The organism is Undibacterium sp. TC4M20W (assembly GCF_049340245.1).
Lineage (GTDB): Bacteria > Pseudomonadota > Gammaproteobacteria > Burkholderiales > Burkholderiaceae_D > Undibacterium.
Map to the genome: position 1 here is coordinate 416,296 of NZ_JBMPPI010000002.1, position 20,095 is coordinate 436,390.

Sequence of the window (20,095 nt, forward strand, 5' to 3'; positions counted from 1 at the left end):
TCTGCGCGCCAGACAATTAAATTCAGAGCTAAAAGCGGGACAGCACTACGAGCCAAAAATTGGTAATGAAAATCTGCTATCCAAAGCTGGGGGCAAGATAAGACCGAAAATTTCAAGAACCCACTATCCAGCCTTCAAGCGGATCAAATTCCGGCAAGCCAAAATTCTGGCCGCGTCTGTCATAAGCCCAGGCGGCCAATACCATGCATAGCACGGCATCCAGCAAATCGGCGCTACCGTCGCTCAATAATGCATCGCCAAAATTACCTGCATGAAGTTTGATTTTCCATGGTGTAGAGCCAGCTTTCAGCGCCTGCAGGATTTGCTCGCGGGCCTGCCTGCGCTCTGGTGTTTGCTTGCTCTTGTCATCGCTTTTATACGAAGCTTTGGTGATACTGCGTGCCACCATGCCGGGATAAGCTTCGAGGGCGATGCGTTGTGGGTCGCCTTCATACATGCCGGGGATGCTGACACGGGCATCCAGCAAGCGCGGGGCACCTGCGTGCAGCATGTAGGCTACCGGGGGATTCACCCATTTCATCGAAGGCGAAGAACCAGCGGGGATGTCGGTTGCTCTGTGGGCGAATTTATTACCGACGGCACGGGCATCACAAAATGCCTTGAATTGCAGGCGTAGTTCTGCGCGCGTTTGTGTTTGCAGATGGCGCATCAAATCTGGCCAATTAGCTGGCCAGTGCAGGTGCTCCACTAGTTCGCGCGGCAAAGAAAAAGGCAAATCGAAACCCGCCAGCCAGGGGCCAGGCTGCATTAGCCAGTTATCAAAAGCAGTGAAGTCGCTCAGTGTTTGCAGGGACTCCAGGCGCAGCACATCGCCTTGCATCTGGCCGCTGGCAATCGTGATGCCTTTGCGGCGCGATGGTGCCGAAGTGAAATCCACGCCGTGCAATTTCATCCGTAATGCCCGAAGGTGACGACGCGCATGAGGCCGCGGTAAATCAGATATGCCGTGCCATACCAGGCGCGCTTGTACCAGGCTTTTTTGTGCACATCTTCTGCAAAGATTTCTGTGCCATCGGCAATACCCAGCTCCAGCTCATGCGCGAGGCTGGCGGCAAAGGTTTTGTCGCGGATGACTATATTCGCTTCATGGTTGACGAACAGGCTTAGGCCGTCAAAATTGCTGGAGCCTACCGTCGCCCAGTCTTCATCAATGACACCGACTTTGGCATGCAGTTGCGTCTTGCCATATTCGACGATGCGCACGCCGGCTGCTAATAATTTGGGGTAGAAAGATTGCGATACCGCGTCCTGCAAGGCGAACTGACCGACGCCTAGCAGGAGCACCACATCGACGCCACGGGTAGCAGCAGAAACCAGGGCACGGCGGAATTTTCTGCCAGGGGCAAAGTAAGGTGTCACCAGGATAGCACGTGACCTTGCCATGCCCAGTGCCTGCAGGTAAGCGCGTTGTATGGTGGCGCGGTTACGTAAGTTGTCGCGTACCACCAGCGCCGCCGAAGTGACCTGCTTGCCGGCGGTCTTGGCATCGGCATGCAAATGTTTCATCAGCGCGAAGCGGGTACGCAAACCCAGTTTGCCCAGTTTGCGCCATTGTGATTCGACTTCCAGATGGATGTTAGCGACGAGGGGGCCAGTGACGGTAACAGCAAAGTCCCAGCGTGGAAAAGGTAAAGCCAGGCCAGAACCATCGTCAGCAATACAGTCGTCAATGATATTCAAACCACCGACGATGGCGACTTGTCTGTCAACCACGCAGATTTTTCTATGGGTACGTGCCAGGCCGCGCTTGAACCACGGGTTAAAGCAGCGACAAGCTACGCCCTGCTCATTAAAATGCCTTGTCAAATCAATCGCATGACTTCTGTCACTGCCTATCCAGTCTATGACCACTCTGACCTGCACGCCACGCGATGCTGCCTGCACCAGTGCCGCCTGCACAGACTGCGCAGTCTGGTCAGCCGCAAAGATATAGGACTCCAGATACACTTCATGCTGTGCCTGGTCGATGGATGCAATCAAGGCGGGAAAAAACTGGGCGCCGCTGCGCAAAAGCTCTACATCATTGCCTTCAATGAAATGCAGTTTGCTCATGGGCTTTTTGTTGTGTCCAGTAATTCAAGGCTGACGGTGATCGGTACATGATCGGACAAAGTAGTCCAGGGTGCGCCTTTCATGACACGCGCATCATCCACCTTGAAGCCTCGCAAATACACACGGTCCAGGCATAACCAGGGCAAGCCGGCAGGAAATGTGCGTGCATGGCCACTAGTATCCTTGTTCAATATTTTACGCATGCCCTTCAGCGAAAACCGTGATGCTGGCCCCTGTGCCTCAACATCAAAGGCTTCGATGACAGCCAGTTCTTGATACAGGGTCTGGCTCAGGCGCTGGCTCCAATCATTGAAATCGCCGGCAATCACCAGCGGTGCATCGGCAGGTAAATCTTGTTTGATGGTTTTTATCAGTGCCTGTATCTGGCGACGGCGGCTGCCAGCAAACAAACCAAGATGAATGACAAAACAATGCACCTGAATTTTGTCGATCTGCACGATGGCATGCAGGATGCCACGCTGTTCATAAGCATGATCTGATACGTCATGATTGGTGAAAGAAGCAATCGGATAGCGGCTCAGCAAGGCATTGCCGTGGTGACCGTGTTCATACACTGCATTCATGCCATACACTGCCTGATGGGATTGTCCGGCCAGGAAATCATGCTGGCTCTCTTGTGGCCAGAGTGTGTGGTTTTCTGCATGCAGATCATGTTGACCCTGCACTTCCTGTAAAAATACCAGGTCGGCGTCGAGCAAATCTATCGCTTCCTTAATGCCGTGGATGCGGGCCTTGCGGCCAAATGCACTGACGCCCTTGTGGATATTGTAGGTGGCAATGCGAAGCTTCATGGTGATTCCCTTTAGCTTGTTAAACCTTGATCAGCTTTGGCAGTTGCAGTATGGCTTCGGCATTCGATGCGGAAAAACATTTATCCGCAGCATCCCGCCATGGCAACCACAAATATTGCAGATGTTCACGCGGAGCCAGTCTGATGGTGACGTCAGGGCTGACACACAGGCCGAACACATGCTCGGTATTTTGCGTTACACCCGGCGCATAGCGATGACGCCACACCGGGTAGATTTCATATATATTGGTCAGACCCCAATCTTGCAAGTCATATTGCAAGGCATCTATGCCGGTTTCTTCCGCCACTTCGCGGATAGCGGTGGTCTGCCAGGCCTCGTCCACGGTATCTTTCGACCCAGTGACAGATTGCCAGAATCCCGCCTTGTCAGCGCGTTCCAGCAAGAGAACATCAAGTGCAGCGGTGTAAATAACTACCAAGACAGATTCAGGGATTTTATGCGTTGACATGCCAGGCCGAAATGATGATCCGGTGTTTTCAAAACCACCATTCTAACGCCTTTGGCTCATCCATATTTGATACCGCAATGCAAAACGGCACTCCCTGAGCAATATGCTCAATAGAGTGCCGCTTAAACCAGAGCAACGCTGCCTAGAAATATTTTCGCCTGCCTGGTCAGTGATATTTATTTTTTCTCGAAGTAAGTACCCACGCAAACCATGCTGTCACCAGCGCCGCGCTCGCAATATGAACGTTTCAGGTCATAACTCTGCGTCGCAGGATTATTGAACTTATAAGGGCCATACCAGCCTTTGGACGAGGTTTTCACCAGGTCTATCATGCCCTTGATAAAGGCGTTACCATCTACATCCTTCATGGACATCAGGTTTTTGCCTACCATTTTTGCATTCGCCCCCTGCGCCAGGCAATTGCCTTCAAAGTCATACACGAAGACATATAAGTCTTTTTCCTTGAATGCACCATCAGGATGATCAGTGAAGACTTTGTAGGCTTTTTCTGCGCCAGCTGACTTGACGAGGGCAACGGCTTTTTTGACCATGTCCTGCGCTTCAGCCTCTGAACCATGTTCACCTGCGGCAAGAACCGGTGCCGCGCATGCAGCAATTATTAAACCCAACGGCAATATTTTTTTAAACTGATGCATCGTCATTTCCCCTCAAAAGTGAACACTTACCTATATGGCAAGTAGGCCAGCACTAGCAATTTATTTCTTTATAGCAGTTTTTTTGGCGCAGCTTCATTCTTGCAACAAGAGTTGACATTAAGGGATACTTGCTGCGCTGCCATAGATATAGAGCAAACTAATCTGAGATGGGCGACTGTCAGCAAGCAAAGCTGTGCAGTCTGAACCTTTTATGCAACGCAGCAAATATAAAAAAGGCCTGCAGAGCAGGCCTTTTAGGTCTAACAAATAACAACGCAAATGAAGACTTACTTCTTCACCGGCACTGCAGGAGGCAGTTCTTTTTCCTGCAACTGTCTGACTTGCGGCACCAGTTTATTGTGGGCATCGAGGAAGGCAGCAACGATGACCTTGGCTTCATTGGTATTGCTCCAGCCTGCGCCAAAGCCACCGCCGGCAGCACCAAAGCTGAGGCCGCCCATGCCCAGATCTGTCGTCTTGGCAGAGCCGGTTGCCGCTGCCAGTTGCTCTGTGGTTTCATTATCGGTCAATAATAGAACTACCTGCGCTTCCTTGAAGCTGACCTTCTCGGCATAGCCAGTAAAATTCCTGAGGATAGGGATCATGCCCATGATGGCACCAATACCACCACCAGCCTTGCTTTCAGAAAAAGTCAGGCTGGGGGTAATCGTGTATTGCGCTTCGTAGCCTTTGCCCTTGGACACCGTAGAATTTTTACGGATAATGCCCTGGTCCTTGAGTTCCTGTTCTTGTATCACGGCCTTCAGGCCAGACGCACGATCTACCACGCGGAAGCAGCCGCTCTGCTGTGCCAGCAAGCGTATCAAAGGTACAGGTGAAGACGGCAGATTGTACTGGCTGCTCATGGTGTAGCCATTCGGATTCTCGACCAGAGACAGGGTCGCCACAGGCGCATCACACTTGACCAGGGTCTTGCTGGCACCTTTGGCACCAGCAGGACCGGCAGCGCCTGTCACTTCAGAAGTACCTTCACCAAGCTCGGTTTTCTTTTCTCCACAAGCGGCGAGAAACAAACTACTGCTCAACAATAAAAATAAGGCTGTCTTGTTATTCACTTGCATACTCTTTTCATTGTTGTCAGTTTCATTCATTAATACGTCCTTGCGGATGAAGAATTATGCGAGTTTTGGTTCTGCTGCACGCAAACGGATATGCAGTTCACGCAATTGCTTTTCGTCGACTTCAGACGGTGCCTGTGTCAACAGACATTGGGCACGCTGGGTTTTCGGGAAAGCAATCACGTCACGGATGGATTCTGCACCGGTCATCATGGTGACGATACGATCCAGACCGAAAGCCAGACCACCGTGTGGAGGCGCGCCGTATTGCAATGCATCCAGCAAGAAGCCGAACTTCAATTGGGCTTCTGCATCATCGATCTTCAAGGCACGGAACACTTTGCTTTGTACTTCAGCACGGTGGATACGCACAGAACCGCCGCCCAGTTCCCAACCATTCAAGACCATGTCGTAGGCCTTGGCGATACACTTGCCTGGGTCTGTTTCCATCAAATCTTCATGGCCATCTTTTGGCGCCGTGAATGGATGGTGAGTTGCTGTCCAGCGGTCGTTTTCTTCATCATGTTCAAACATAGGGAAGTCAACTACCCACAATGGTTTCCATACGTCTTCAAACAAGCCATTGGCTTTGCCGAATTCACTGTGGCCGATTTTCACGCGCAATGCACCGATCGCATCGTTGACGACTTTGGCTTTATCTGCACCGAAGAAAATCAGGTCACCGTCTTGTGCGCCTGTACGTTCCAGGATTTGCGTCAATGCTGCGTCATGGATGTTCTTGACGATAGGAGACTGCAAGCCATCACGGCCTTGTGCCTTGTCATTGACCTTGATGTAAGCCAGACCCTTGGCGCCATAAATGGCAACGAATTGGGTGTATGCATCAATTTCAGAACGTGGCATGTTGGAGCCGCCAGGTACACGCAAACCGACGACACGGCCATTGGCCATATTGGCTGCACCGGAGAATACTTTGAAGTCAACGTCTTTCATCACGTCTGTCAAATCTGTGAATTGCAGTTTGACGCGCATGTCTGGCTTGTCGGAACCATACAGGCCCATAGCTTCTGCGTATTCCATGACAGGGAAAGGATTTGGCAGGTCGATGTCCAGCGTGTTTTTGAAGACCAGACGTATCATGCCTTCAAACATGTCACGAATCTCTTGCTCATTCATGAAAGAAGTTTCGCAATCGATCTGGGTAAATTCTGGCTGGCGATCAGCACGCAAATCTTCATCGCGGAAGCATTTGGTGATCTGGTAGTAACGGTCAAAGTTAGCCACCATCAGCAATTGTTTGAACAATTGCGGGGATTGTGGCAGCGCAAAGAAGTTACCAGCATTAACACGGGATGGCACCAGATAGTCACGTGCGCCTTCAGGCGTGGACTTGGTCAGCATCGGTGTTTCGATATCGATAAAACCGTTCGCATCGAGGAATTTGCGCACTTCCATCGTTACCTTGTAACGCAGGCGCAGGTTGTTTTGCATTTGCGGACGACGCAAATCCAGTACGCGGTGGGTCAGACGTGTGGTTTCAGACAGGTTGTCATCATCGAGCTGGAACGGCGGCGTGACGGAAGGATTCAGCACTTCCACTTCATGCGCCAGCACTTCGATCTTGCCGGATTTCAGATTGCTGTTGCCAGTACCATCTGGACGGCTGCGTACCAGGCCAGTAATGCGCAGGCAGAATTCATTACGAACGGATTCAGCAGCTTTAAATACATCAACGCGATCAGGATCGCAAACCACCTGCACCAGACCTTCGCGGTCACGCAAATCAATAAAGATCACGCCGCCGTGATCGCGACGACGATGCACCCAGCCACACAGGCTGACGGTTTGGCCGAGTAATTCCTCAGTAGTGAGGCCGCAGTATTGGGTACGCATGGACATATTTCTTACCTGTCTGTATTCAAAATTAAAAATGATTTGATGCAGTGGATAACCACATCATTTATTTGGTGGGGAGATGCTCGGGAGCCACCACGCCCATGGAAACAATATACTTGAGTGCGGCATCGACACTCATGTCCAGTTCTATGGCTTGATCCTTGGGCAACATCAGGAAAAAGCCGGAAGTCGGATTCGGTGTTGTAGGCACATATACGCTGACAAAATCGCCTTTAAGGTGATTAACGACGTCGCCACCTGGTACACCGGTCAGAAAACCTATGGTCCAGCAATCGCGGCGCGGATATTCAATCAGCACGGCTTTGCGGAAGGCATTGCCGGAAGATGAAAACAAGGTATCGGATACCTGTTTCACGCTGGAATAGATGGAGCTGACGATAGGAATGCGTTGCAACAGGCTTTCCCAGGCTTTGATGACGTAATTGCCGATAAAGTTCTGTGCCAGCAAACCAGTCACAAAGACGATCAGCAAAGTCAGTATCGTACCTATGCCCAGCACTTTGAAACCAACCAGTTTTTCTGGACGCCATTCAACTGGCAACAGCAACAGAGACTGGTCCATGGTACTGATAATGGCATGCAGAACCCACAGCGTGATGGCCAGGGGTACTAAAATCAGCAAGCCAGTAATAAAGTATTTACGCATGGTAATCGTCTGCTTTGTGAATGGAACGGCAATAATAAGGGATAAAAGACAATTCAGGCAGCCTTGCCAGCATCGCTGGCAGGGGCAGGCGAACTTGACTCAGCCGCTGGCGTTGCTGCCGGAGCCGGACTTGTCGAAGTTGCAGCACCACCTTCAGCAGCTGGTGCTGTTGGTGCCGCAGCGCCAGCGCCAGAGCCATTGCGGAAGTCAGTCACATACCAGCCCGAGCCCTTGAGCTGGAAGCCGGCAGCAGTCACTTGCTTGCGAAAGGAAGACTTGCCGCAAGTCGGACAAATACTGAGCGGCTCTTCAGACATCTTTTGCAAAACATCCTTGGCAAAGCCGCATTCTTCACAGCGGTAAGCATAAATCGGCATGGCGTAGCCCTAAAAAAACTGATAAAACCCTGAATTATAAAGGTTTTTGATCAGAATTTGCGCATTGCATCATGCCTGAGCCCAGGTCAGTATCAAACTGCCAGCTTCTTGTGGACAAATTGCGGCAGCAAAGACCCGGCTATCATGCCTGTCACACTCATGAGCACACCCACCAGTTGCGGTGGCCACAAGCCTTCCGGGGCAAAAATTTCCATACTGACCCAGCTGACGATGCCAAGGATGATGGATGCCAAACCGCCCTGAGTAGTAGCACGCTTCCAGTACAGGCCAAAGGACAGCGGTACAAAAGCAGCAACCAGGGTCACTTTATAGGCATTCTCCACCATTTTATAAATGCTGGATTGGGTATTCATGGCAAAAATAGTAATAATTGCTGTAAATACCAGCACCACTACACGCATCATGAACAGGAATTGCTTGTCGCTTTGCTTGGGGAAGAAAGGTTTCAGGATATTTTCAGAGAAGGTCACTGAAGGTGCCAGCAAGGTAGCACTGGCGCAGCTCTTGATCGCTGACAGCAAGGCACCAAAGAACATCACCTGCGCCAGCATGGGCACCTTGGTCATGATCAGGGTAGGCAAAATCAATTGCGGGTCTTTATCAATCAGGCCCTCGACCATCTTTGGGTCAATCAGCGTCGCTGAATAAGCCAGGAACATGGGGATAAAGGCGAAGCAGAAATACAATACGCCGCCCAATACAGATGCATTACCGGCAATTTTTTCATTCTTGGATGAAGCCACGCGCTGGAACACGTCTTGTTGCGGTATCGAGCCCAGCATCATGGTGATCCAGGCGGCAAAGAACCACAGCGACTCCTTGGCCGTAGGCTGGGGCCAGAATTCCAGCTTGCCTGCATTTGCTGCATGTTCGATAACGACTTTGGCACCGCCAACCATGCCTGAGACTTCCCAGCCTATATACAACATGCCAATCACGATGATGATCATTTGCAAAAAATCAGTGATCGCCACCGACCACATGCCGCCCATCAATGTATAGATCAGTACGCTGCCTGCACCGATGATCATGCCCCACTCACTAGTAATATAACCGCCAGATACCACGCTGAACACCAGGCCCAGAGCCTTGATCTGGGCAGCCACCCAGCCGAGGTAAGAAACGACGATACACAGGGTTACCAGCACTTCGGCGGTGCGGCCAAATTTATTGCGGTAGTAATCACCTATGGTCAGCAAATTCATGCGGTAAAGCGGGCGCGCGAAGAACAAACCAACAAAGATCAAGCACAGCGAAGAGCCAAATGGATCAGCCACTACACCTTTCAAACCTTCCTTGACGAAGGTGGATGAAATACCGAGCACCGTTTCCGAGCCAAACCAGGTGGCAAATACGGTGGCGGTCACCACATACATGGGCAGGGAGCGGCCAGCTACTGCATAGTCCTTGGAGTTATTGACATAACGGGCGGCATACAAACCGATGCCAACAGAGATGACCCAGTACAGGATGACAAACCAGATGAGTGTATTCATGGGGGGAACGTGCAATGATGTCAATAAAAAACCCGCTTTTTTTGCTGCGGGCATTATAGACGTAATAATAGACGCAAATTACACGAAGTTTGATGAGGGACAAGCTACTTCTGTGAAGTTTTGCGCTTATTTGCTTAAAAAACACGCGAATTTAGCTTATGTATCAGAATGTACCGATATCAGAATGTACCGATAAATGACATATCCGCCATGAACAAGCGGAAAATTTGATTCTCTTTAAGTAACCATATCGGAAACGATACCGGAAACCAAATACTTATTACATAAGCAACAAATTGAAACACTTTGAAACATGAATTTCTTCATTTCTGTGTATTCAGATAAAATCAGCTGAAACTTGCAAACTTTGCAGTTTTTTTGAACAAGTTGTTAATCCAGCTTGCTCAGTAAAATTTTACTCAGGCAATACTCATCACATTTACGATAGGAACATCCATGGAACTGGCAAGCATCCAGCAAGGTTACGGACCAGCGCGTGAGCGTTTTATCAGCAAGACTTTCAATCATCTCGGCGGCGCGATTCTGGCGTTCACTGCGCTTGAAGTCATTTTATTCAAAACCGGCATTGCCGAAGTCATGGCACAAACCATGCGCCACCTGCCATGGTTCCTGATCCTTGGCGCCTTCATGCTGATAGGCTGGCTGGCATCACGTGCAGCACACACGGTAGAAAGCCTGCCATTGCAATATGCAGCGCTGGGTATCTATATCGTGGCTGAAGCAATTATCTTCATCCCTATGCTGTATGTTGCCAACAAGTTTGCACCTGGTGCCATTGCCAATGCTGGCCTGGTGACCATACTGGCAACTGTAGGCCTGGTCGGTATTGCCTATGTGTCGCGCAAGGACTTTTCTTTCCTTGGCAGCGTCTTGAAATGGGGTGGTCTGGTTGCCCTGATCCTGATCGCCTGCGGCATGATCTTTGGCTTCCAGCTTGGCCTGTTCTTCAGCGTAGCGATGGTCGCCTTTGCCGGTGCAGCCATTCTGTATGATGCATCCAATGTCATCAACCACTATCCTGAAGACCGCTATGTCGGTGCGGCGCTGGAGCTGTTTGCTTCCGTTGCCCTGATGTTCTGGTATGTATTGCGCATCGTCATGAGTCTGCGCGACTAAGCAGGGATCAGGTATTTATTCAGCACTAAGCAGTATTAGTATTCAGTAGTTGCACCCACTCCAGCCTGCATCCCTGCAGGCTGGAATGCAGTCCTCCCCCCTTCCCTCGCCTGCTTACTTCCCGCCTTTATTTGCTCCCGCCACACCCGCAGCCTGCAAGTCTTTGCTCTTGTTCCTGAAATCGGTAGTCAACATGGCCTGGTCCAACAGGTAACTGGCTTTGGTCAGCAAATCCACCGCACCAAGATAGAACTGTGGATTGATCTTGTCTGCCGTATCGGTAGGCTGATGGTAGTCGGCATGGTCTTCGACGCCAAAATAGATATGCGGTACTCCTGCCAGGAAGAAAGGCAGGTGATCTGACTGTTTGGTCCAGTCATCCTGCCCCTGTTCTGGCCTGTCATGGCCAAATTTGAGCTTCACTCCCTGCGTACCGTCGAGGCTGATAAGTAAATTCTTAAGTGCAGGTGTATGGTAGGCCCCGCTGGCATACAGCTCTCCCTTGTCACCCCGGGCTATCATGTCAAAATTCATGTTCATGCCTATGCGTGCCATATCCATGACAGGCTTGGCCGCAAAAGCACGTGAACCACTGAGCCCCATCTCTTCAGCATCAAACAAGATGACCATGAGGTCATGCTGAGACGGATTTTCTTTCATGGCAGCAGCAATCGCCAATACGGCTGCCACGCCAGAGGCATTGTCGTCAGCACCGTAATAAATTTTGCCAGCTTTTTCACCAAGATGATCATAATGCGCCGTAATCGCCAGCACAGGTGCGCTTGCATGTCCGTTCATACTACCCGGGCTGCAGGCAATGATATTTTTACCTTTGCGGCTGGCACCCTGGCGAGTCTGGAATTCAAACTCATGCACAAAATCATCCTTGCACGGTGTCAGGCCCAATTGCTGCAGGCGGCTGATAATGTAGTCACGTGCCAATGCGCTACCCTTGCTGTCTGTCGCACGGCCTGCCATTTCTTCGCTGGCGAGTTTATTGACGTCGATCATGGCCTGCGCAGTCAGAGCTGCGGATTCAGTTGCCTGCACGGGCAAATGTGCGAGGCCGATGGCAAATACTGGCAGCAGACTGGACAACAAACTTCTAAGCGCTTGACGAATTCTTGACATGGATCATTAACCTGAGGTGTGATGAGAGTGATATTTGCGGATGCTTAATCGTTGCAGCTAACGTTGCAGCTAAATCTGTTGCAGCTAAATCTTTTATTAAGACAGGCGCTCATCAATATAAGTTCTGCTCACACAAAACACCATAAACTCCTGACATTGATGCTTCAAAACAGCGCTAAACATGGCCGCAAGCTTGCAATTACTGGCATTACATGGCATAAACCCCCACCTGAGCTTATCGCGACAAAGTTTTTAACAATTCCCTGATATCATTTTACAGCCAGCATACGAAGCACAAGATTTATCCATAGATGTCGAACCTCACAAAACTTGTTGTCAACACAGATGCAGAATTTGAAGCCCTGGCGGCTTCATGGCGGCTGCTGGAAACACAAGTTCCGCAGTTGTTGCCTTTCCAGACCTATGACTGGAACCACGCCTGGTGGCAGGTTTTTTCGGATTCATCCTGGTATCACAGGGATGAACTGGCGATCTGCACCCTGCATGAACAAGGGCAACTGGTTGCGGTAATGCCGCTGACAAATACCCATGTCGGCCTGCACAGTCTGTTCATTTATCGTTATGTGCGCCCCTTTGGCTCAGATCCCAACCTGACAGAAATACGTATACCGCTGGCCTTACCCGTTTACACTGAAACCATCTTGCAGCAGTGGGAAGACCTGTCACGCCATGAAACCTTTGGCCTGACCGAATTCCAGGTTATCCACACCAGACAACATGCGGCGCGTTTTTTGGCCAGCAATGCAGCAGTGCATCCGCTGGAAGCGCGGGATATCCCCAACTACATCCTGCATCTGAACGAGAACTGGGCAAGTTTTAAATCCGGGCTCAAACGCAATATCAAGGAATCCCTGCGCCACTGCTATAACTCACTGGCGCGTGATAACCTGAGCCTGAAGCTGCAGGTCTGGCAAGGCAGCGAAGAAATCAAGCCCAAACTGCAAGAATTTTATGCCCTGCACGCGGCCCGCGCAGGCGCAGCCAATACGGTAGAACACCCCGACTATTTTGCTGATCCCAAACATCGCGCCTTCATGACAAGTTTGCTGTCCAATGATTTTGGCCAGCGCATGCGCCTGTTCAGCCTCGAACTCGATGGCCGCGTGGTTGCCATGCGCCTGGCATTTGCCATGGGGGAAGAACTGTATCTCTACTATTCAGGCTATGACCTGAAGTTTGCCCGCTACAGCGTCATGACGACTTTGCTGGCAGAAATCATACAATGGTCATTTACACAGGACTTCAAGCGCGTCAATTTATCGGTCGGTGAAGATGTATCGAAAACCCGCTGGGGCCCAGCCGTCACGGAATATGTTGAATACCAGTGCGTAAAAAACCAGACCTGGCGCAAGACACTGGGTAGCACCATTCTGAAGATGCGCAAATCACGTCGGACAAAAGCCTGAGCCTGCACGCTACATCAGCTTAAAAAAAACAGTTACACTTGCCTGCGTTGGCATACCACGCCCACCTGTATTTGCATAGGCAAAGGAAAACTCTTGCGCTTCATCCACACCTCAGACTGGCACCTGGGCCAAACCCTGCACAGCGCCGAACGCGGCCTGGAACACCAGCATTTTCTGGACTGGCTCATCACTACGCTGGAACAGCAGCAGGCAGATGCATTGCTCATCGCTGGTGATGTGTTCGACAATGCCAATCCTTCAGCGACTTCACAAAAACAGTTTTACCGCTTCCTGCAGCGGGCCAAGGCATGCCTGCCCAAACTGGATATCGTCATCATCGCTGGCAACCATGACTCACCCGGCAGGCTCGAAGCACCCGGCCCGCTATTGGATGGCATGGACATCAGCGTCATAGGCATGGTGCCACGTCTGGCTGACGGCAGCATAGATGTAGCAGCCATGGTCTTGCCATTGCGGCAGAATGATGAAATTGCCGCCTGGTGCCTGGCAGTGCCCTTCCTGCGGCCTGGCGACGTACCCCGGGTAGAAAATGCCAGTGACCCTTACATGGCAGGCATCGTCCAGTTATACAGGGATGTGACGGCGCATGCACTCAGCCTGCGCCAACCTGGTCAGGCCATCATCGCCATGGGGCATTGTCATATGGTAGGTGGCGAAATATCAGAAGACTCTGAACGCCGCATCGTCATCGGAGGTACCGAGGCTTTGTCGGCCAGCATGTTTGGCAGTGAAATCACTTATGCGGCACTGGGTCATTTGCACCTGGCGCAAAGAATCGGCAAGCAAGAACACCTGCGTTATTGCGGCAGCCCCCTGCCCCTGTCATTTTCTGAAGTCGATTACCAGCACCAGGTTTTGTGTGTGAATATTGAGGGCGACAAACTCACGCAGGTGACACCGCTGCAAGTACCAAGGACGGTTCAACTCTTGCGCATTCCCAAACAGGCCGCAGCTCTTCCCAATGTGCTGGATGCGCTCGATGGTCTTGATCTCGCCAGCATCACTGATGCGAGCAAAGGACGGCACTATGATCCCTATCTGGAAGTCCGGGTCAAGCTCGATGTACCAGAGCCCGGCCTGCGTGCCCGCATAGAAAGCTATATCGCAGGCAAGCCCTTGCGCTTGCTGAAGATGGATACGCATTACCCAGGCAAAGCACAGGACGAGACTAGCGATGAACAGGCAACGCAGGATACGCTGGACCGCCTGCAGCCAGAAGATATCTTCCGCCGCCTGTATCAAGGCAAATACCAGCAAGATGCACCGGGCGACATGCTGCAGGCTTTTGGCGAACTCTTGCACGGTGAGGACACGCAATGAAGATACTCGCCATACGCGGTAAAAACCTGGCTTCACTCGCTGGTGAATTTGCTGTCGATTTTACGCAAGAACCCTTGCAGTCTGCTGGCCTGTTTGCGATCAGCGGCCCCACCGGTGCGGGCAAAAGTACCTTGCTGGATGCCCTGTGCATGGCCCTGTATGAAAACACGCCAAGACTGATCAAGGCAGGCACGACAAAATTACCAGATGGCGCAGATGCAGTGACCCAGCAAGATACCGGCAACCTGCTCAGGCGCGGTACTGGAGAAGGCTATGCCGAAGTGGATTTCGTCGGCACCGATGGCAATGCCTATCGCTCACGCTGGAGCGTGCGCCGCTCTCGCAATAAAGCCACTGGCATCTTGCAGCCGACCACCATGTCGTTGCATCAGTTACCGCAACTGCAGCCCATAGGCGGCAAGAAAACAGAGGTCAAGGAAGAAATCATCAAACGCCTTGGTCTTAAATTTGAACAATTCACCCGCGCCGTTTTGCTGGCACAAAACGAGTTTTCCAGCTTTTTAAAAGCCGATGACAATGACCGTGGCGAATTGCTGAAAACCCTGACCGGCAGCGATATTTATGGCCAGATTTCACAACGTGCCTTCGCCCGCGCCAAGCTCGAACGCGAAGCGCTGGAACGCTTTCACGTACGCCTGGCAGACAACAAGCCTCTGAGCGCAGAAGAACGCACGCAACTTGAGGCAGACCTGGGCATCAGCAAAACCCGGTTGGAACAACTGGACGCACAACTCGCAGAGCTGCAAACACATCTGCGCTGGCATGCCGATGACGGCAAGTTGCTACAAGGTGAACAGCAAGCACAGCAGCAATTGCAAATTCATGAACAGGAAAAGACAGTTGCCGCAGCAAGAGCTGCCTATCTGCAAAAAGTAGAAAACATACAAACTGCGCGCCCACTGCTGACAGAACTCGAACGCCTGCAACAGGCAATCAGCAAGGGACAGGCAGAAATCGCTACGGCCCACAGCAACATACAGACGGGCACACTCAGCGCACAAGAGAAACATCTGGCCTTGACACAAGCACAGCAAGCATTGCAGCAAGCCGAACATACACTGCAAGAAGCAGCGCCTTTGCTGGATGCCGCCAAGGCCCTCGACAGTAGCCTGAACATCTTGCGTAGTAACTGGCTGGCCGCACAACAAACAAAAGTGCAGGCAGAACAGACACTGACAACTGCAAGGGAACAACTTAAGAGCAAACAGGCAGACCTGGCACAACTACACAAAAAACAGCAAGACCTACAAATATGGCTGACCCAACATGCTGGCTTGCAAAGCCTGGCCAATAACTGGACAGCATGGGAATTATTATTGAAGCAGGCAGCAACTGCCAAAAAAGATGCGAACTACCAGCAACAGAACATACTTGATCTACAAAAACAAAAAGACAAGCAGGAACAACTGCTGGCAGAACGTGCACTGCAACTTAAGGCAAGCGAACAAAGCTGGATAACTACTGAAAAATTACGCGAACAAGTGGCAGCAAAACTGGCAAAGTTCGACTTGCCCGACATGCAGGCACAAAGACTGGCACTTGATCAAAGGCGCGAACTGTTAAGTAATGCTATTGAGCTGCACAAACAAATGCATGAACACGCACAACGCAAACAGGTTTTGGAAACCCAGCAGCAAGCCAGTCATTTGAACATGCTGGCTACAGACAAAATCATTACCCAGATCCAGACTCAATTACCCAGCCTGATTGCTGCAAAAGAACAGGCAAATAAAAGCCTGCAACTGACCCAGGCCGCCTGCAACGCCAATGTAGAAAGCCTGCGTGATGCGCTACAAGATGAACAGGCCTGCCCAGTCTGCGGCGCGACTGAACATCCCTATAAAACCGGCAACCAGCAATTGCATGCCTTGCTGGCGCAGCTGGAAAATGAACTCAAGCATTGCCAGCAAATTGAGCAAGACCAGCGCCAGTTACTGGCAACCGCAACGGCTGAGCACAGACAATATCAACAGCAGCAAAAACAATTACAGCAAGAACTGGCGGTATTGCAGCAACAGGAGCAAATCGTAGCAAGCAGCTGGCAAGCGCATAGCATCGCCACTGAATTGCAGAATGCGAAAATCGATCATGAGCAAACCAGCACCTGGTTAAGCCAGCGGCAAACTGACTTGCAAGAACAAGTTCAGCAATTGCTTAAGACTGAGCAAGCCTATCAGCAAGCGACAAAGATCAGAGACGACGCATTTGCCAATACAGAAAAAGTACGTCGCACCCTGCAAGAACATAGGGACAGCCATACTGCGCTTATTCACGCAGTTGAAAAATTTAGCACTGCCCTGACACAGGCAATAGAAAAGGAGCAGGATGCCAGTCAAAAACTGGATGACGCCCTGGCCCAGTTAGCAGCGGCATTTGCAGCGCAATCAGATGAAGGTAGCAGTTGGCAAGACAACTGGCATACATCCCCATTGGAATTTCAGAATCAATGCGCAATCCATGTACAACAATGGCAGAGCCATCAACTTGCATCCAGCCAGAGTACTGAACAACTGGCAAAGCTGCAACTGGAAATCGACAAACTGCAAGCACAATCCCAGCAACTGGAAGAGCAATTTTCCGGCGACAATAAACGTTATCTGGATGCAGATGCTGCATTAAAACAGCAGCAAGCCAAACGACAGGAATTATTCCAGGGGCGTGCCGTCAGTGAGGCAGAAGCGCAGTTCACACTGGCCATCAATCAGGCAAAAGCAGTACTGCAAACCCAACTGCAAGCGCATGATGAGATACGCCATCAACTGGCACGCCTGCATGAAGCACAAGAACAAATCAATAAGCGCATCGCCCAGCAAAGCCATGAACTGCACGTCGCAAGTGAAAAACTGCAGGACTGGATAACTCAGCAGCAAGCCACTGTAGAAAACCTGGACGTAGCACACTTGCGCGAATTGCTGACACATCCACATGCGTGGATCAATGCAGAACGCCAGGCCATGCACGCCATCAATAATGCGGTTCAGCAAGCAGCAACCGTGCTGCGAGAACGCAGCCAGCAAAGGCAACAGCACTTGCTACAACGCCCCGCTCCATTTAGCTTTGCTGAAACAGAATCCATGCAGAATGAGACTGAGCAAGAACGTGAGATCGCGCCAACTGAAATAGGCGAGAGCGAGCATCTGCAATCCGTGTTCAGCAAGACCAGTGAGAAACGCCAACAGGCACAGCAAGAATACAGTCGCCATCAACTCGCGATGGCACAGGATGAGGCACGCCACCAGCAAGCCAAGAGTCTGATCGCCACCATGCAGGAGCAAGAAAGCCAGACCCGTCTATGGGCACAAATGAATGAATTGATAGGCGCAGCAGACGGCAAGAAATTCCGCAACTATGCCCAGCAAATCACGCTCGACGTTTTGCTCGCCTACGCCAACCAGCACCTGTACCAGCTCTCACGCCGCTACCGCCTGCAACGCGTGGCAGACACGCTGGCCTTGATGGTCATCGACCAGGACATGGGCGATGAACAGCGCTCTGTACATTCACTGTCTGGCGGCGAATCTTTCCTGGTATCGCTGGCCCTCGCACTGGGCCTGGCATCGCTGTCGAGCAACCGCATCAAGGTCGAATCCCTGTTCATCGACGAAGGCTTCGGCAGCCTCGATGCAGATACCCTGCGCATCGCCATGGATGCCCTCGACAGCCTGCAGGCACAAGGTCGCAAGGTCGGTGTGATTTCGCATGTGCAGGAAATGACCGAGCGGATTGCGACCAGAGTGGTCGTTCAGCGGGTGTCTGGGGGGAGTAGTTTAGTGGGAGTGGGTTGAGTGGAGTAAGTTGGTCAAGCGAATTACTGATGAATAGCAAACTAAACAAAGCAAATATAAAGTATCGATTGCATAAAAAACATTTTTAATGCTAATGTAATAATATTTTATTATCATCAATTTACTCTGCACAACAAATCATCAAACCATAAGCTTGCATGTATCTGACTCATTCCACTTCAAAACCACGAAAGACCCGCATGAAATTCAAAAATTTGGCCTCGCTCCTTTGCGTTGCTGGCGCTGCACTGCTATCACAAACAGCTCAAGCTGAAGCGGTTGGAGATGCCATTATTGTCAATACCTATTTGCCCGGCAATCAATTGATGGTAAGTGTTACGGCAAATCCTACCGGTGAAAAGCTGGTGTTATGGCGGGATGAAACACAAAGCACCTACTATGTACAACGCGTTGATACGGCAGGCATACTCTCGCCAAACAAGATACTGCTGCAGCTAGAACGGGCTTATGGCATCAAGACAACCCGCTCCGGGAATTTTGCAGTCATGTCCCAATCGCAAAGTGTTCCCCAACCCGGCTATTTTGTTAACCTGTATGACCGCAACGGCAGCCTGGTTACCTCGCCTATACGCTTCAGCTCCTTTGCAAATGCGGGTGGTGCTGTTGGCATGGCATCCAATGGCAGTTTCGCCGTACTGTACTCTGAATACGCGGGCTCTAATTCCACATTATTTTTAAAACGCTACACGGCAACCGGCGCGCAGATTGGTAATGCCATTACTGTTGCCCAATCCACCAATGGAGCATATTTAGGCGGAAGTGATTTAGCCATTGACGAAAGCGGTAACATCACCGTCACCTGGATGAATATACTTTCTTCTGTGCCCGATGTATGGATACGCCGGTTTAACGCTTCCGGCTCGCCCATTACAGCACCCGCGACTGTGCACTTGAATACATTGGGTACGCAAACAGGTGGGCAAATTGCGATGAATAGTTCGGGAAGTTATATCGTTAGCTGGAACGATAATCAGCCAAATACCAGCATCTGGAATTCTTATATACAAAGATATAATGAATACGGCAATCCAGTGAATGACGCAATTCGGGTCAACACGACCGCCTTGCCAAGAGAACCGTCGTTCTCTGCGGCAATGATGGATGATGGCAGCTTCGTTGCAGCCTGGAATACCGACGATGAACTCGCAGTCCCGGCTTCCAAGGCCGCCATCAAAGCCAAGCAATTCAGGAGTGACGGCACATCAGTTGCCGATGAATTTTTTGTCAGCACACCAAATGGCGATGGTTCAGCAGCAAGTAAAGTAGCAATGGACATGGCAGGTAATTTTTTGGTTGGCTGGCATAGCGCCAATGCAAGTACTGGCTATGATGCGAAAATACGCGCCTTTAAAATGGATACCCTGCCACCTACGCAAGTATTGATCAATGGCCAAACCGTGCAAGGCATTTCTGGTGCAACGGGTAGCTGGAAATATTTCAAAATCACTGTTCCAGCTGGCAAAAGTAATCTCAGTGTAAATATGAATAGCACGCAAACTGGCGATGGCGATGTGTATTTTCGCTGGGGTGGCTATCCGACACTAAACAAATGGGACATTCGCCCAAATCTGAATGGCAATAATGAATCTTTCACCGTTGGCACGCCGCCAGCTGGAGATTTTTATATTGCTATTTATGGATATGCTGCATATACGTCGAACAATCTGACCGTCAGTTACTGGTAACAAGCGCAAGGTAAGGCAGGTATTAAATTTCATTATCACT

General features: G+C 50.8%; 16 protein-coding genes. 5 read left to right on the forward strand and 11 right to left on the reverse strand.

The window, feature by feature from the left end; translation table 11 throughout:
- Nucleotides 1-112: 112 nt before the first annotated feature.
- The 10 genes from ACO0LL_RS04305 to ACO0LL_RS04350 all read right to left on the reverse strand — a co-directional run bounded on the left by ACO0LL_RS04305 (nt 113) and on the right by ACO0LL_RS04350 (nt 9,507).
- Nucleotides 113-913 carry a DUF429 domain-containing protein gene (locus ACO0LL_RS04305; protein ID WP_422949646.1) on the reverse strand — a complete coding sequence of 267 codons (801 nt, stop codon included), beginning with the start codon at nt 911-913 and terminating at the stop codon, nt 113-115.
- Nucleotides 910-2,073, reverse strand: coding sequence for a phospholipase D-like domain-containing protein (locus ACO0LL_RS04310; RefSeq protein ID WP_422949647.1), 1,164 nt, complete (start codon nt 2,071-2,073; stop codon nt 910-912). The genes ACO0LL_RS04305 and ACO0LL_RS04310 overlap by 4 nt, the downstream gene beginning before the upstream one ends.
- A complete protein-coding gene (locus ACO0LL_RS04315) occupies nt 2,070-2,885 on the reverse strand; it encodes an endonuclease/exonuclease/phosphatase family protein (RefSeq protein ID WP_422949648.1) in 816 nt (271 codons plus the stop codon). The genes ACO0LL_RS04310 and ACO0LL_RS04315 overlap by 4 nt, the downstream gene beginning before the upstream one ends.
- 19 nt (nt 2,886-2,904) lie before the next feature.
- Nucleotides 2,905-3,354 carry a dihydroneopterin triphosphate diphosphatase gene (nudB, locus tag ACO0LL_RS04320; protein WP_422949649.1) on the reverse strand — a complete coding sequence of 150 codons (450 nt, stop codon included), beginning with the start codon at nt 3,352-3,354 and terminating at the stop codon, nt 2,905-2,907.
- A 176-nt stretch (nt 3,355-3,530) separates the two neighbouring features.
- A complete protein-coding gene (locus ACO0LL_RS04325) occupies nt 3,531-4,010 on the reverse strand; it encodes a cache domain-containing protein (protein WP_422949650.1) in 480 nt (159 codons plus the stop codon).
- A 287-nt stretch (nt 4,011-4,297) separates the two neighbouring features.
- Complete coding sequence (locus ACO0LL_RS04330) at nt 4,298-5,092, reverse strand: CsgG/HfaB family protein (protein ID WP_422949689.1); 795 nt, start codon at nt 5,090-5,092, stop codon at nt 4,298-4,300.
- Nucleotides 5,093-5,146: 54 nt separating this feature from the next.
- Entirely contained in the window at nt 5,147-6,949 is a 1,803-nt protein-coding gene (aspS, locus tag ACO0LL_RS04335; protein WP_422949651.1) for an aspartate--tRNA ligase, read from the reverse strand.
- Nucleotides 6,950-7,010: 61 nt separating this feature from the next.
- A complete protein-coding gene (locus ACO0LL_RS04340) occupies nt 7,011-7,613 on the reverse strand; it encodes a DUF502 domain-containing protein (protein WP_422949652.1) in 603 nt (200 codons plus the stop codon).
- Between the two features lie 53 nt (nt 7,614-7,666).
- The gene (locus tag ACO0LL_RS04345) at nt 7,667-7,990 is read right to left on the reverse strand and encodes an FmdB family zinc ribbon protein (protein ID WP_422949653.1); all 324 of its coding nucleotides are present in this window, start codon (nt 7,988-7,990) and stop codon (nt 7,667-7,669) included.
- Nucleotides 7,991-8,082: 92 nt separating this feature from the next.
- Nucleotides 8,083-9,507, reverse strand: a complete 1,425-nt coding sequence (locus ACO0LL_RS04350; RefSeq protein WP_422949654.1) for a sodium:solute symporter family protein — start codon at nt 9,505-9,507, stop codon at nt 8,083-8,085.
- Between the two features lie 456 nt (nt 9,508-9,963).
- On the opposite strand from ACO0LL_RS04350, the gene ACO0LL_RS04355 reads away from it, so the two are divergent.
- Complete coding sequence (locus ACO0LL_RS04355) at nt 9,964-10,644, forward strand: Bax inhibitor-1/YccA family protein (RefSeq protein ID WP_422949655.1); 681 nt, start codon at nt 9,964-9,966, stop codon at nt 10,642-10,644.
- Between the two features lie 114 nt (nt 10,645-10,758).
- Here ACO0LL_RS04355 and ACO0LL_RS04360 read toward each other — a convergent pair whose 3' ends face one another.
- Entirely contained in the window at nt 10,759-11,775 is a 1,017-nt protein-coding gene (locus tag ACO0LL_RS04360; RefSeq protein ID WP_422949656.1) for a M20/M25/M40 family metallo-hydrolase, read from the reverse strand.
- 311 nt (nt 11,776-12,086) lie between these two features.
- Here ACO0LL_RS04360 and ACO0LL_RS04365 point away from each other — a divergent pair, with 311 nt between their 5' ends.
- The 4 genes from ACO0LL_RS04365 to ACO0LL_RS04380 all read left to right on the forward strand — a co-directional run bounded on the left by ACO0LL_RS04365 (nt 12,087) and on the right by ACO0LL_RS04380 (nt 20,055).
- On the forward strand, nt 12,087-13,202 hold the full coding sequence (locus tag ACO0LL_RS04365) for a GNAT family N-acetyltransferase (RefSeq protein WP_422949657.1): 1,116 nt from the start codon (nt 12,087-12,089) through the stop codon (nt 13,200-13,202).
- Nucleotides 13,203-13,295: 93 nt separating this feature from the next.
- Nucleotides 13,296-14,543 (forward strand): exonuclease SbcCD subunit D C-terminal domain-containing protein, encoded by a 1,248-nt coding sequence (locus ACO0LL_RS04370; RefSeq protein ID WP_422949658.1) that lies wholly within the window; start codon nt 13,296-13,298, stop codon nt 14,541-14,543.
- Nucleotides 14,540-18,349, forward strand: a complete 3,810-nt coding sequence (locus tag ACO0LL_RS04375) for an SbcC/MukB-like Walker B domain-containing protein (protein WP_422949659.1) — start codon at nt 14,540-14,542, stop codon at nt 18,347-18,349. The genes ACO0LL_RS04370 and ACO0LL_RS04375 overlap by 4 nt, the downstream gene beginning before the upstream one ends.
- 200 nt (nt 18,350-18,549) lie before the next feature.
- Nucleotides 18,550-20,055 carry a PPC domain-containing protein gene (locus ACO0LL_RS04380; protein ID WP_422949660.1) on the forward strand — a complete coding sequence of 502 codons (1,506 nt, stop codon included), beginning with the start codon at nt 18,550-18,552 and terminating at the stop codon, nt 20,053-20,055.
- Nucleotides 20,056-20,095 lie beyond the last annotated feature (40 nt).

Excerpts from the sequence above, each read along its gene's own strand:
- ACO0LL_RS04305 (WP_422949646.1), bottom strand. The coding sequence starts at position 913 with ATGAAATTGCACGGCGTGGATTTCACTTCGGCACCATCGCGCCGCAAA.
- ACO0LL_RS04310 (WP_422949647.1), bottom strand. The coding sequence starts at position 2,073 with ATGAGCAAACTGCATTTCATTGAAGGCAATGATGTAGAGCTTTTGCGC.
- ACO0LL_RS04315 (WP_422949648.1), bottom strand. The coding sequence starts at position 2,885 with ATGAAGCTTCGCATTGCCACCTACAATATCCACAAGGGCGTCAGTGCA.
- nudB (WP_422949649.1), bottom strand. The coding sequence starts at position 3,354 with ATGTCAACGCATAAAATCCCTGAATCTGTCTTGGTAGTTATTTACACC.
- ACO0LL_RS04325 (WP_422949650.1), bottom strand. The coding sequence starts at position 4,010 with ATGCATCAGTTTAAAAAAATATTGCCGTTGGGTTTAATAATTGCTGCA.
- ACO0LL_RS04330 (WP_422949689.1), bottom strand. The coding sequence starts at position 5,092 with ATGCAAGTGAATAACAAGACAGCCTTATTTTTATTGTTGAGCAGTAGT.
- aspS (WP_422949651.1), bottom strand. The coding sequence starts at position 6,949 with ATGTCCATGCGTACCCAATACTGCGGCCTCACTACTGAGGAATTACTC.
- ACO0LL_RS04340 (WP_422949652.1), bottom strand. The coding sequence starts at position 7,613 with ATGCGTAAATACTTTATTACTGGCTTGCTGATTTTAGTACCCCTGGCC.
- ACO0LL_RS04345 (WP_422949653.1), bottom strand. The coding sequence starts at position 7,990 with ATGCCGATTTATGCTTACCGCTGTGAAGAATGCGGCTTTGCCAAGGAT.
- ACO0LL_RS04350 (WP_422949654.1), bottom strand. The coding sequence starts at position 9,507 with ATGAATACACTCATCTGGTTTGTCATCCTGTACTGGGTCATCTCTGTT.
- ACO0LL_RS04355 (WP_422949655.1), top strand. The coding sequence starts at position 9,964 with ATGGAACTGGCAAGCATCCAGCAAGGTTACGGACCAGCGCGTGAGCGT.
- ACO0LL_RS04360 (WP_422949656.1), bottom strand. The coding sequence starts at position 11,775 with ATGTCAAGAATTCGTCAAGCGCTTAGAAGTTTGTTGTCCAGTCTGCTG.
- ACO0LL_RS04365 (WP_422949657.1), top strand. The coding sequence starts at position 12,087 with ATGTCGAACCTCACAAAACTTGTTGTCAACACAGATGCAGAATTTGAA.
- ACO0LL_RS04375 (WP_422949659.1), top strand. The coding sequence starts at position 14,540 with ATGAAGATACTCGCCATACGCGGTAAAAACCTGGCTTCACTCGCTGGT.
- ACO0LL_RS04380 (WP_422949660.1), top strand. The coding sequence starts at position 18,550 with ATGAAATTCAAAAATTTGGCCTCGCTCCTTTGCGTTGCTGGCGCTGCA.